Consider the following 13,077-nt stretch of genomic DNA (forward strand, 5'->3'; position numbering starts at 1 on the left):
GGGAGGACGCAAGCCTCCTCCCACATTCAAACGGTGCCGGCCTGGCTATTTGTGGGTGCCCAGCCACTCCAGCGCGGTGCGCCAGATGCAGATCCCGAGGAAGTACGCCGACATCAGCGACCACAACCCAAACGTCCACGGGTTGGTGTTCGGGTAATCCACCACCATCAAGAAGCTGCACAGCAACCAGAGCGTGGTCACCGCGATGTTGATCGGCATGAACCGCTTGACCCGGAACGGGTGCAGGAACTTCATCGGCGTCACGGTCAGCAGCGCCAGGCCAATCACCGTGAGCAACGTCACCCACGCGTCGGGCTGGATGATATACACGCAGAGGGCTACCACGTTCCAGGCGGCAGGGAAGCCGACGAAGTAGTTGTCCTTGCTTTTCATGTTCACGTTGCAGAAGCAGAACAGCGACGACACCAGGATCACCGACACCGTGAACAGGTGGGTAAAGTCCGGCAGGTCGATATAGCGGTAGATAAACAGTGCCGGGATAAACACATAGGTCAGGTAATCGATCACCAGGTCCAGCACCGAGCCGTCAAAGCTGGGCAGTACCGTGCTGACATTCACGCGGCGGGCCAGGGAACCGTCGACGCCATCGACCACCAGTGCCAGGCCCAGCCACAGCAGGCACGCCTTGGGTGAGTTCTCCAGCAAGGCCAGCGTGGCCAGGAAGGCCAACACCACTCCGGTGGCAGTGAAGCCGTGGGCGCCCCAGGCTTTCAGTCTGGCTACATGCAGGGTCGATATCACGGGCGGTTCTCCAAAGGGTGAAACGGGGCAGCCGACGCTGTGGCAGCGTCGAGTCTGGCCAGGGGATGCAGGTATCGACCGGGAAGGGGAGGATAAGGTTCACCACCCCGGTGATTGCTTAGCGTAGCAAGCGTCGGACGTTTCGGCATCAGCCTTGGAGGAACACCAAGGCTTTCAAGCCGCTTTGCCGATCGATATCCGGGAATTCCGGCGGGTTTTCCAGCCGCTCGACAAAGCGCAGGCCCGGTGCTTCGCGGGTCACGCCGTCGATCAGGAAGTCCTCGCCGAACGCCGGGTCATTCATGCACGCCAGCACCGTGCCTTGTGGCGTGAGCAAATCCGGCAGGCGGCGCAGCACGCGCTGGTAATCCTTGGTCAGCAGGAAACTGCCTTTCTGGAAGGACGGCGGGTCGATGATCACCAGATCATAAGGGCCGCTGTGGATGACCTTGGCCCAGGACTTGAACAAGTCGTGGCCAAGAAAGGTAACGCGGCTCAGGTCATGCCCATTCAGGCGATGGTTGTCGCGACCCCGGCTGAGGGCGCCGCGGGCCATGTCCAGGTTCACCACATGCTCGGCGCCGCCCTCGATGGCCGCCACGGAAAACCCGCAGGTGTAGGCGAACAGGTTGAGTACCCGCAGCCCCTTGGACTGTTCGCGCACCCAGTTGCGGCCATAGCGCATGTCGAGAAACAGCCCGCTGTTCTGTTTTTTACCGAGGTCGATCAGGTAGCGCAGGCCGCCTTCGGTAATCGCCAGCTCATCGATCGCATCGCCCACCAGCCATTCGGTGGTGTTTTGCGGCAGGTAGCGGTGCTGCAGGGCTACCGTGTGGGCGCCGGACTGCGCCCATTCGAACTGAACCAGCAGTTGTTTCAGCGCGTCCAGGTGCGCCGCCTCCGGCTCCTTGAACAGCGCGACCAGCACCACGCCCTGCAGCCAGTCCACGGTCAGTTGCTCCAGGCCCGGCCAGCAACGGCCGCGCCCGTGGAACAGGCGCCGGGTTTCGGTCGGTGGCGTGGCCAGGGCGGTCAGCAGGTGGGCGTGCAGTGTGGCGAGGGCGTCGGGGTTCATCGTTGAGCGTCGTTCGTTGAGCGGGCGGCATTTTAAACACAATGGTGAGGTTTCGGGGGGTTAGAGCACAACGTGCTGGGAAACGTCTGATTGGCAGCGATTCATGCTCAAAATACGCTTTGGTACGCCTGACATCAGGCAAAAAATCCTCAGTCATCGACATAAACTGGAAAAAAAGCCTGGAGGTGCCCATGAACGGTTTTGCGAGCGCAGTGAATCACACCACAACGGATCAGCTCGCCGGTGATCAAATCGAGCAGGACGAGTGGCGCGACGCCCTGGCCTCGCTGGTGGCCAACGCCGGCCCCGCGCGGGCGCGGCAGATCCTCGACGTGCTGGCCCGTGAAGGCGGCGCCCCGCACATCGACTGGAAACCCCGTCACGGCACTCCGTATATCAATAGCATCAGCGTCGAGCAGCAGCCGGCGTTTCCCGGCGACCTGGCCACCGAAGAGCGCCTGGCCTCGCTGGTGCGCTGGAACGCCCTGGCCATGGTGGTGCGCGCCAACCAGGCGTATGGCGAGCTCGGCGGTCATATCGCCAGCTACGCCAGCGCGGCGGATTTGTTCGAAGTGGGCTTCAATCACTTTTTCCGTGCCCGCCACGAGGGCTTTGGCGGCGACCTGGTGTTCTACCAGCCGCATTCCGCGCCGGGCATTTATGCGCGGGCGTTCCTGGAGGGGCGCCTGAGCGAGCAGGACCTGGCGCACTACCGGCAGGAAATCGGCGGGGCCAAGGTCGGCGCGCGCGGTTTGTCGAGTTACCCGCACCCTTGGTTGATGCCGGACTTCTGGCAATTTCCCACCGGCTCCATGGGCATCGGCCCGATCAGCTCGATTTTCCAGGCGCGCTTTATGCGCTACCTGCAGCACCGCGGCTTGCAGGACACCACCGAGCGCCACGTCTGGGGCGTATTCGGCGACGGCGAAATGGACGAGCCGGAAAGCATGTCGGCCCTGACCCTGGCCGCCCGCGAAGGCCTGGACAACCTGACCTGGGTGGTCAACTGCAACCTGCAACGCCTCGACGGCCCGGTGCGTGGCAATGGGCGGATCATCGATGAACTGGAGGCGTTGTTCGGCGGCGCTGGCTGGAACGTGATCAAGCTGGTGTGGGGCTCGGACTGGGACGCCTTGCTCGCCAAGGACAGCGACGGCGCCCTGGTCAATACGCTGTCGCAGACCGTGGACGGGCAGTTCCAGACCTTCGCCGCCAAGGACGGCGCCTACAACCGCGAGCACTTCTTCGGCCAGAGCGCGTCCCTGGCCAAGCTGGTCGAGGGCATGAGCGACGAACAGATCGACCGCCTCAAGCGCGGCGGCCACGACATGGTCAAGATCCACGCCGCCTACCACGCGGCGCGGCGGGTCAAGGGCAAGCCCACGGTGATCCTGGCCCAGACCAAAAAAGGCTTCGGCATGGGCGAAGCCGGGCAGGGCAAGATGACCACCCACCAGCAGAAGAAACTCGATCGCGAGGCGCTGATCGCCTTCCGCAATCGTTTCCAGTTGCCGCTGACGGATGAGCAGACCGAGTCGTTGAGTTTCTTCAAACCGGCCGCTGACAGCCTGGAGTTGCGCTATCTGCATCAACGGCGCAACGCCCTGGGCGGCTATGTGCCCAGTCGCTGCCAGGCCGCCGCGCCGGTCAGTGTGCCGCCTCTGGCCGGTTACGCCGGCTTTGCCACGGCTGCCGCGGGTAAGGAGATGTCCACCACCATGGCCTTCGTGCGTATGCTCACCAACCTGCTCAAGGACAAGCACCTGGGGCCACGCATCGTGCCAATCGTCGCCGACGAGGCGCGTACCTTCGGCATGGCCAACCTGTTCAAGCAGATCGGCATCTACTCCAGCGTCGGCCAACGCTACGAGCCGGAAGATATCGGCTCGATCCTCAGCTACCGCGAAGCCACCGACGGGCAGATCCTCGAAGAGGGCATCAGCGAAGCCAGCGCCATCAGCTCCTGGGTCGCGGCGGCCACCAGCTATTCGGTGCATGGCCTGCGCATGTTGCCGTTCTACATCTATTACTCGATGTTCGGCTTTCAGCGCGTGGGCGACCTGATCTGGGCCGCCGCCGACCAGCGCGCCCGTGGCTTCCTGCTGGGCGCCACTGCCGGCCGCACCACCCTCGGCGGCGAGGGCCTGCAGCATCAGGACGGCAGCAGCCACCTGAGCGCCGCCGGCGTCCCCAACTGCCGTGCCTACGACCCGGCGTTCGCCGGGGAGTTTGCGGTGATCCTCGACCACGGCATGCGCCAGATGCTGGAGCATGATGTCGACGAGTTCTACTACGTGACCCTGATGAACGAAAACTACCCGCAGCCGAGCCTGCCCGAGGGGGTGGAAGCGGCGATCATCAAAGGTATGTACCGCTTGCAGGGCGCGCCTGACGCCCAGGTGCGCCTGCTCGGTTCGGGTACGCTGGTGCGTGAAGCCCAGGCGGCTGCGCAGCTATTGGCGGACGATTGGCAGGTGGCGAGTGAGGTCTACAGCGTGACCAGCTTCAGCGAACTGGCACGGCAGGCGCGGGAGGTGGAGCGTTGGAATCGCTTGCATCCGCAGGCGATCCAGCGCGTCAGTCATGTGAATGATTGCCTGCCCAAGGGCGCCCCGGTGGTTGCGGTGTCGGACTACGTGCGGGCGGTGCCGCAGATGATTGCTTCGTATCTGGATTCCCCCTACACCGTGCTCGGCACCGACGGCTTCGGTCGCAGTGATACGCGGGCGGCGTTGCGGGATTTTTTTGAGGTGGATCGCCATCACCTCGTGCTGGCCGCGCTGACGGCATTGGCGGAGCAGGGCAGTCTGGATCGGCAGGTATGCCAGCAGGCGATTGAACGCTATGGCTTCCAGGCGGAGCGTGCAGCGTCCTGGATCTAAATGTGGGAGGGGGCTTGCCCCCGATTGCGCCGGGTCAGTGCGCCATAAGCTGACTGACACACTGCTATCGGGAGCAAGCCCCCTCCCACATTTAGAGCGTGGCGATCAGGGCTGGCCCAAAGGCCTCTTTCAAGAACACGGGGGCGATATACCGCTGGTAATGCGCCTCGGACAGCAGGAAAAACTCGCGATCAATTCCATCGCGCAAATCCGCCAGGCTGTGCTCGCGAAATTCCGGCAGCAACACCAGGCCATAGGCGTCCAGCCTGGTAATCACCCGCGCACCCCGGGCAATCAACTGGTAGGCCCAGCAGTACGGCGACTGGTGCGGCATAAAGCGAATCTTGCGGCTTTCCAGTTGCTGGCGCAGGCGCTGTGGGTCGAACACGTCCAGCTTGGAGGCCATCACCTGCACCAGCAGTTGCTCAAGGCGCAGCCACACCGCCTGTTTTTCCTCGGCGTTGTAGCCATTCCACTGGATGACTTCATGGTGATAACGCTTGCAGCCGCGGCAGACCAGATCACCGTAAACGGTGGAGCACAGGCCGACGCAGGGGGTCTTGATGGTTTGATTGGGCATAAAAAAACATCGACAGGTGAAACAACACGGCCCCTGAAGGGGCCGTTTTTTCAATCAATCCCAGCTCAACGCACCGCCAGTCTGGTACTCGATCACACGGGTCTCAAAGAAATTCTTCTCTTTCTTCAAGTCCATGATCTCGCTCATCCATGGGAACGGGTTAGTCGTCCCTGGATACTCTTCCTTCAAACCGATCTGCGACAGACGACGGTTAGCGATGAACTTGAGGTAGTCCTCCATCATCGCCGCGTTCATGCCGAGTACACCGCGTGGCATGGTGTCGCGCGCGTATTCGATCTCCAGCTGGGTCCCTTGCAGGATCATCTGGGTCGCTTCTTCCTTCATCTCGGCGTCCCACAGGTGTGGGTTTTCGATTTTGATCTGGTTGATCACGTCGATGCCGAAGTTCAGGTGCATCGACTCGTCGCGCAGGATGTACTGGAACTGCTCGGCCACGCCGGTCATTTTGTTGCGGCGGCCCATGGAGAGGATCTGGGTGAAGCCGCAATAGAAGAAGATGCCTTCCAATACGCAGTAGTAGGCGACCAGGTTGCGCAGCAGTTCTTTGTCGGTGTCGACGGTGCCGGTTTCGAATTTCGGGTCGGAGATGGAGCGCGTGTATTTCAGGCCCCAGGCGGCTTTTTTCGCGACCGATGGGATCTCGTGGTACATGTTGAAGATTTCGCCTTCATCCATGGCCAGCGATTCGATGCAGTACTGGTAGGCGTGGGTGTGGATCGCCTCTTCGAAGGCCTGGCGCAGGATGTACTGGCGGCACTCCGGGTTGGTGATCAGGCGGTACACGGCCAGGACCAGGTTGTTGGCGACCAGCGAGTCGGCGGTGGAGAAGAAGCCGAGGTTGCGCATGACGATGCGGCGTTCGTCGTCGGTCAGGCCTTCGGGGTTTTTCCACAGCGCGATGTCGGCGGTCATGTTGACCTCTTGCGGCATCCAGTGGTTGGCGCAGCCGTCGAGGTATTTCTGCCAGGCCCAGTCGTACTTGAAGGGCACGAGCTGGTTGAGGTCGGCGCGGCAGTTGATCATGCGCTTTTCGTCGACAGCGACGCGGGCGGAGGCGCCTTCGAGTTCGGCGAGGCCTTCGGCGATGTCGAGTTTGTCGAGGGCAGCCTTGGCGCGAATGATCGCGGCGGAGTCGTTGGCGGTGACGGCGCGGGCTTCGATGGCGGCAGCAGCGCCGGCACCGTCGAGGCGGTCCATGTTGGCTTCGGTGGCGTGGCCGGCGTTGGCGCCTCTGATCACCGCTGCACCGGTGTCTTCGTTGTCGACTTCATCCCAACTCAGCATTGAAATACTCCTTCCTGGTCTGTGCTGACGGTGTGTGAACCCGTCCAAAAATAAGTGATTTGCAGGCTTCAAGGCATTGAAATACTGCGCATAGTGTGGTCAGCATTTTACGAGTTCGCACACTATGTAGTGGTTGTTTGTTGGCGTGGGCACACTATATGGGGTGTGATCAGCATGGTCAACGGACAACGTGTGCGGTTTTAGGTCGCTGCCAGGCACACCTGTGGTGGCAAAGCCTGGGTTCACTGGCCTTTGATGCCCGTATGAACGCCCCGTTGAAAAGAACGTGGTGTCTCGCCGCGATATTAATTAGAATTAATCTCATTTGAGACTCAATCGCGCTGCGCAGGTTGCTTGCCATGAATGATGCTGTTGTCCCTTCGCACGCCGCCGAACCGACGTTGTCGAGCCTGTATCGCGACCATCGCAGTTGGCTGGAAAGCTGGCTGCGGCGGCGCCTGGGCAATGCCTGGGATGCGGCTGACCTGAGCCAGGACACTTTCGTGCGGGTGCTCGCCAGTGCGCAGCCGCTCGCGCAGATGCAGGAACCGCGGGCCTATCTGGTGACGGTGGGCAAGCGCCTGCTGGTCAATTTTCATCAGCGTCGCAGCCTTGAGCAGGCTTATCTGACGGCTCTTGGTAACCTGCCGCCAGCCTGCGTGCCATCTCCCGAGCAGCGCTGGCTGGTGTTGGAAACCCTGCAAGCCCTGGATGAATTGCTCGACGGCTTGCCTGCACTGGTGCGCCGGGCGTTTCTTTGGAGTCAGCTGGAGGGCCTGGGCTATCGAGAGATTGCCGAGCGGCTTGAGGTGTCGGAGCGCACGGTCAAGCGTTACATGGCGCAAGCCTATGAACATTGCCTGCTGGTGGACCTGTGAACCGTGAGGTTGCGCGAGCGGCCGCGCAATGGCTTGCGCTGCTGGAATCGGGGGCGGCCACTGAACGCGATCATGCCGCGTTGCAGCACTGGCGCGACAGTCATCCGCAGCACGAACACACCTGGCAGAAAGCCCAGGCCCTGCGCCAGCGCTTCAGCGCGCTGCCCCAGGCGTTGGCGATGGCCAGCCTCGACCGCCCGCAAGTGGGGCGGCGGGCGTTGCTCAAGCGTGCGTTGGGCGTGGCGGCGCTGGTGCCGACGGCCTGGTTGATCAGTCGCCAGTTACCTATAGATAGTTGGCGCGCCGACCTGCACACCGCCACCGGCGAGCGCAGGCGCCTGCCGTTGGCCGAGGGCGGCAGCCTGCAACTGAACACCGCCACGGCCGTGGATGTGGACCCGGCGCAACGGCGCATCACGCTGGTGGACGGCGAACTGGCGCTGAACGTGCCGGGCGCACACGCGATGACGCTACGCACGCGCTACGGCGAAGTGCGGGTCAGTCAGGCCGAGGTGTGCGTGCGCCAACTGGCCGCCGGCTGCCGGGTGTCGGTGCTCAAGGGCCGCGTGCAGGTGCGCGACGTGAACGGGCAACTGGCGACGTTGCAGGACGGCCAGCAAGCGCCATTAAGCGCCGGCGGGCTCGGTGCGCGGGTGCCGTTCGATGTGTTGCAACTGGGCTGGCGCGACGGCGTGCTGACCGCACAGAACCAGGCGCTGGGGGATTTTCTGCGCGAGCTGGCGCGCTATCGCCCAGGCGTGTTGCGCTGGGCGCCGAACCTGGAGACGTTGCGGGTGACGGGCAGTTTTCGCCTGGATGACACCGACCGCATCCTCAGCCTGCTGGCCTCGAGTCTAGGGTTCGAGGTGCAGGCGCGGACGCGGTATTGGGTCACACTCACTTGAAGACACTGGCGATCAAAAATGTGGCAGTTGTTTTGTTTTGTTTCGTTTCGACGGAAGGTTTCAGACACTGGGGCCCAGCAGGCTGACGGCTTCGCGTGGTTGCAAGGCCGGCCCACGCATGTTTACGTGGTTTCGAGCGGAGAAAGCTGTAGCGGGGAGGGCAAGCTGTTGATCGACTGTTGGCGGTGAAACAGCCTTTATATACCCGTATGGAATAAATAAATAGTTATATATTCCTTTTAATGTTTTTGTGGGTGGCGCACTTTGAGGCTCTGCACATTCGTGCAGATCGACCTAACAGCCAGAAGGAAAGCCGACATGACCATTAAAGCGATCAACGTGCGTAATCAGTTCAAGGGCGTGATCAAGGAGATTCTGCTGGGGGAAGTGGTGTCGGAAATCGACGTGCAGACCGCGTCCGGCATCGTTACTTCAGTGATCACCACGCGCTCGGTGCGTGACCTGGAGTTGAAGGTGGGCAGTGAAGTGATTGCCTTTGTGAAATCGACTGAAGTTTCCATCGCCAAACTCTAAAGACTTGCGTAATTCACTGTAGGCGCCCGCTTGCCGGCGATGGCGGCGCTGTTGACGCCGAGGCTCTGGTCGCCGGCGTTCTGGCTGGCAACGACGCCGCAGAGGGACTCGAAGTCCTGGCTGAGTTGAGCCTGTCGGAGTATTCAAAGGGTGCATGGTTTTTATGAGCGTTGGTGCAGGGCATAAAATAAGATAAATGCCTGGAACTAAGTAAGGGGGCGCTGCCGGTAGTCAAACAGTTTGGGAGTGTCGTTGTGGGTTTCGACCTTCTTACTGTTGGCGCTGTTTTTGAGCCGCGTATGGAGCTGCGTACCGATCTTGGGTGGAAGGGGGCAAGGGCATTGGTCGCGCGTATTCTTTAGTGTTTGAGTTTCAGGCGTTCAGTCGAAATATATTGTTATCAAACGATAATGACGGTAAGCAGATAAGTCTGACAGTTGAATGCTTTTTGCTTTGCAAGTGTTTTCCGATCAAGGCATTCATCTATACAGGGAGGTTAAGTCGATAATATCATACTAACGACCCCCTATAAAGAAGATGGAGCGGACAAAGTAGCCGCGATACGCGGGGCACGTCGTTAACTTCAAGACGAATACGATCTCGATAAAAACCCAGGAATCAAATACGGAAGGGGTGAAGAAAATCGCGCATTTCCAATCTTTTTCCAATGTGACTACGGTTGAACGACTGCAAAGTTTTATCCAGGGTGATGATGAGAACCATATGTTCACGCTCAACGGTCAACTCTGGCTGGCGTGTTTCGCCCACCGGTGATTTATCCGTTGATACGAGCGGCGATATGCCGTGGAATAGCCGCGCACTTGTCTTCAATAATGCCTTTTCCAGCGATACGGAGGATGATCGGGCACGACCAATGTTCATCACCAACGACGGTGTGACTATGGTGATAAATGCGCCACGCCAAGCGGGCTCATCCATCCGGACTGTGCAGGTGAGCAGCGTGAAGGTTGAAACTGGTAACCCTCAAACCTGACGCACGCCCAAGGGTGGGCCAACACCATCGAACGACTGGCCCCGGGAAGGGGCCAGTCAGTTTTAACGGGTGAGCAAGCTGCGTTCCATCCGCTGCAGACCCTCTTCCAGCAACGCCCGCGGGCAGCCGAAGTTCAGGCGCACGAACTGCTGGCAGTCATCGCCGAATTCGATCCCCGCGCTCAAACCGACCTTGGCCTGTTCCAGGAAGAACTGCTGCGGGTCGTCCAGGCCCAGGGCGCTGCAATCCAGCCACGCCAGAAAGGTGCCTTGAGGCGCATGCATGACCACGCCGGGCAGGCGGGTTTTTACCGCGTCGAGCAGGTAGTCGCGGTTGGCCTGCAGGTACTGCAGCAACGCCTCGAGCCAGTCGCTGCATTGGCTGTAGGCCGCGCGGGTGGCTTCCAGGCCCAGGGGGCTGACGCTGTCGACCATGCCGCAACGCGCCTGGTTGAAGCGCTCGCGCATCTCGGCGTTTTGCACTACGGCAAAACAGGTCTTCAGGCCGGCCACGTTGTAGGCCTTGCTCGCGGACATCAGCGTGATGGTGCGCTGGGCGATTTCCGGGCTGAGGCTGGCGGTGGGGATGTGGCGACGGCCGTCGAAGCACAGCTCGGCGTGGATTTCATCGCTGATGATCAGCGCGCCCTGTTCCAGGCAGGCATTGGCCACTGCGAGCAGTTCTTCGCGGGGGAAGACTTTGCCCACCGGGTTGTGCGGGTTGCTCAGCAATAATGCGCCGGCCCCTGTCAGCGCCTGGCGCAGCAGCGGCATCGGCGTGATGTACTGCGCGTTGACCAGCTTGAACGGCACTTCGATGCGCGGCAGGTTCCAGTTTCCGGGCGCCAGGCGAATCGGCCGATAGTTGGGGGTTTGCAGCACCACCGCTTGGCCGGGCTGCACGAAGGCATGCAGCGCCATATTGAAACCGGGTTCTACCCCAGGCAGAAACAGCAATTCGTCCGGCTGCACGCGCCAGGCGTATTTGGCCCACAGGTCGGCAACGATGGCCGCGCGCACGTCCGGGCCGGCCACGCTGTAGCCGAGAATCTGCTGGTCGAGGCGCTGGTGCAGGGCTTGAAGCACGGCGGGTGGCGCGGCGATGTCCATGTCGGCGATCCACATCGGCAACACGTCGGGCGGGTAACGGTTCCACTTGGTGCTGCCGGTGCCGAGGCGGGGGTGGATCGTGTCGAAATCAAAGCTCATGGGGAGGCTCGTGTCGGAGAGTCAGGTGAAGAATGGCGCCGATTCTAGCGCCATTGGCCGTCGAGGCCAGCGCTGAATCGTTCCGTGACCGACAGGTTCTGTCATAAAAACGCCACTGCGCTGGGGATTGCATCCAAGTCGGGCTATTTTGGTGCATCTCAATCACCCGAGTAGCCAAGGATGAAATACCAACCCTTCAGCCGTACTTTGATTGCCACTGCGCTGGTATTGACGGTCAGCGGTGTGCAAGCCGCCTCCCAGGCCCCGGTGGCCGGTGAAAATGGCATGGTGGTAACGGCCCAGCATCTGGCCACGCATGTCGGTGTGGATGTACTCAAGGCCGGCGGCAACGCGGTGGATGCCGCCGTGGCCGTGGGCTACGCGTTGGCAGTGGTGTACCCGGCGGCGGGTAACCTGGGCGGCGGCGGCTTCATGACCGTGCAACTGGCCGACGGGCGCAAGACCTTCCTCGACTTCCGCGAAAAAGCCCCGCTGGCCGCCACCGCCGATATGTACCTGGACAAGGCCGGCAACGTCGTCGAAGGCCTGAGCGCCAAGGGCCACCTGGCCGTCGGCGTCCCCGGCACCGTGTCCGGCATGGAGCTGGCCCTGAGCAAATACGGCACCCTCAAGCGCGCCCAGGTGATTGCCCCGGCGATCAAGCTGGCGGAAAACGGCTTCGCGCTGGAGCAGGGTGATATCGACCTGCTGCACACCGCCACCGGCGAGTTCGAAAAAGACAAGGACCTGCGCGCAATCTTCCTGCACAACGGCCAGCCGTTGCAGGTCGGCCAGAAGCTGGTGCAGAAAGACCTGGCCAAGACCCTCAAGGAAATCTCCGCCAAGGGCAGCGACGGTTTCTATAAAGGCTGGGTCGCCAAGGCGTTGGTGGATTCCAGCCAGGCCGGCAAGGGCATCATCACCCAGGCCGACCTCGACAAATACAAGACCCGTGAACTGGCGCCCATCGAATGCGACTACCGGGGCTACCACGTGGTCTCGGCACCGCCGCCGAGCTCCGGTGGCGTGGTGATCTGCCAGATCATGAACATCCTTGAAGGCTACCCGATGGCCGACCTGGGCTACCACTCGGCCCAGGGCCTGCATTACCAGATCGAAGCCATGCGCCACGCGTATGTGGACCGCAACAGCTACCTCGGCGATCCGGACTTCGTCAAGAACCCGATCGAACACCTGCTGGACAAAAACTACGCGACGAAACTGCGGGACGCCATCGAGCCGAACAAGGCCGGCGATTCCCAGGCGATCAAACCGGGCGTAGCGCCCCATGAAGGCAACAACACCACCCACTATTCCATCGTCGACAAGTGGGGCAACGCGGTCTCGGTGACCTACACCCTCAATGACTGGTTCGGTGCCGGCGTGATGGCGAGCAAGACCGGGGTGATCCTCAACGATGAAATGGACGATTTCACCGTCAAGGTCGGCGTGCCGAACATGTACGGCCTGGTCCAGGGTGAAGCCAACGCCATCGCACCAGGCAAGGCGCCGCTGTCGTCGATGAGCCCGACCATTGTGACCAAGGATGGCAAGGCGGTGATGGTGGTCGGCACGCCGGGCGGCAGTCGCATCATTACCGCGACCTTGCTGACGATTCTCAACGTCATCGATTACAAAATGAACATTCAAGAGGCCGTGGACGCGCCGCGTTTCCACCAGCAGTGGATGCCGGACACCACCAACCTCGAGACCTTCGCGGTCAGCCCGGATACGCAGAAGATCCTTGAGAGCTGGGGTCACAAGTTTGCCGGGCCACAGGATGCCAACCACTTGGCGGCGATCCTGGTGGGCGCGCCATCCCTGGACGGCAAGCCGGTCGGCAACAACCGTTTCTATGGGGCCAACGACCCGCGTCGCAATACCGGCCTGTCCCTGGGCTACTAAGCGCTGCCACTCACTGTAGGAGCGAGCTTGCTCGCGAAGAGCGTCAACG

11 protein-coding genes are annotated in these 13,077 nt (G+C 61.5%); 5 read left to right on the top strand and 6 right to left on the bottom strand.

What is annotated here, in order from left to right; genetic code table 11:
- Window positions 1-45: 45 nt before the first annotated feature.
- Together pcsA and PverR02_RS14110 are read right to left on the bottom strand one after the other, a co-directional pair.
- Complete coding sequence (gene pcsA / locus PverR02_RS14105; RefSeq protein ID WP_017848465.1) at window positions 46-762, bottom strand: phosphatidylcholine synthase; 717 nt, start codon at window positions 760-762, stop codon at window positions 46-48.
- 148 nt (window positions 763-910) lie between these two features.
- Window positions 911-1,837, bottom strand: a complete 927-nt coding sequence (locus PverR02_RS14110) for a class I SAM-dependent methyltransferase (protein ID WP_079443664.1) — start codon at window positions 1,835-1,837, stop codon at window positions 911-913.
- Between the two features lie 191 nt (window positions 1,838-2,028).
- On the opposite strand from PverR02_RS14110, the gene mdeB reads away from it, so the two are divergent.
- Window positions 2,029-4,719 carry an alpha-ketoglutarate dehydrogenase gene (gene mdeB / locus PverR02_RS14115; RefSeq protein WP_079443665.1) on the top strand — a complete coding sequence of 897 codons (2,691 nt, stop codon included), beginning with the start codon at window positions 2,029-2,031 and terminating at the stop codon, window positions 4,717-4,719.
- Between the two features lie 91 nt (window positions 4,720-4,810).
- On the opposite strand, the gene PverR02_RS14120 is transcribed toward mdeB, so the two are convergent.
- Both PverR02_RS14120 and PverR02_RS14125 read right to left on the bottom strand, forming a co-directional pair.
- Window positions 4,811-5,299 carry a DUF1289 domain-containing protein gene (locus PverR02_RS14120; RefSeq protein ID WP_017848468.1) on the bottom strand — a complete coding sequence of 163 codons (489 nt, stop codon included), beginning with the start codon at window positions 5,297-5,299 and terminating at the stop codon, window positions 4,811-4,813.
- Between the two features lie 54 nt (window positions 5,300-5,353).
- Window positions 5,354-6,604, bottom strand: a complete 1,251-nt coding sequence (locus tag PverR02_RS14125; protein WP_079443666.1) for a ribonucleotide-diphosphate reductase subunit beta — start codon at window positions 6,602-6,604, stop codon at window positions 5,354-5,356.
- A gap of 359 nt (window positions 6,605-6,963) precedes the next feature.
- Between PverR02_RS14125 and PverR02_RS14130 the strand changes: the two genes are divergently transcribed.
- The 3 genes from PverR02_RS14130 (at window position 6,964) to PverR02_RS14140 (ending at window position 8,921) form a co-directional block, all read left to right on the top strand.
- Complete coding sequence (locus PverR02_RS14130; protein ID WP_017847246.1) at window positions 6,964-7,482, top strand: sigma-70 family RNA polymerase sigma factor; 519 nt, start codon at window positions 6,964-6,966, stop codon at window positions 7,480-7,482.
- A complete protein-coding gene (locus tag PverR02_RS14135) occupies window positions 7,479-8,387 on the top strand; it encodes a FecR domain-containing protein (protein ID WP_079443667.1) in 909 nt (302 codons plus the stop codon). The genes PverR02_RS14130 and PverR02_RS14135 overlap by 4 nt, the downstream gene beginning before the upstream one ends.
- Before the next feature lie 318 nt (window positions 8,388-8,705).
- On the top strand, window positions 8,706-8,921 hold the full coding sequence (locus tag PverR02_RS14140; protein WP_003173733.1) for a TOBE domain-containing protein: 216 nt from the start codon (window positions 8,706-8,708) through the stop codon (window positions 8,919-8,921).
- 618 nt (window positions 8,922-9,539) lie between these two features.
- Here the strand turns inward: PverR02_RS14140 and PverR02_RS31830 are convergent.
- Together PverR02_RS31830 and PverR02_RS14145 are read right to left on the bottom strand one after the other, a co-directional pair.
- A complete protein-coding gene (locus PverR02_RS31830; protein ID WP_152032010.1) occupies window positions 9,540-9,860 on the bottom strand; it encodes a hypothetical protein in 321 nt (106 codons plus the stop codon).
- A gap of 117 nt (window positions 9,861-9,977) precedes the next feature.
- A complete protein-coding gene (locus PverR02_RS14145; RefSeq protein WP_046383215.1) occupies window positions 9,978-11,123 on the bottom strand; it encodes a MalY/PatB family protein in 1,146 nt (381 codons plus the stop codon).
- Window positions 11,124-11,303: 180 nt separating this feature from the next.
- On the opposite strand from PverR02_RS14145, the gene ggt reads away from it, so the two are divergent.
- A complete protein-coding gene (gene ggt / locus PverR02_RS14150; protein ID WP_017847249.1) occupies window positions 11,304-13,028 on the top strand; it encodes a gamma-glutamyltransferase in 1,725 nt (574 codons plus the stop codon).
- Window positions 13,029-13,077 lie beyond the last annotated feature (49 nt).

The sequence above is a fragment of the Pseudomonas veronii genome (genome assembly GCF_002028325.1).
In the GTDB taxonomy this organism is placed as follows: Bacteria; Pseudomonadota; Gammaproteobacteria; order Pseudomonadales; family Pseudomonadaceae; genus Aquipseudomonas; species Aquipseudomonas veronii.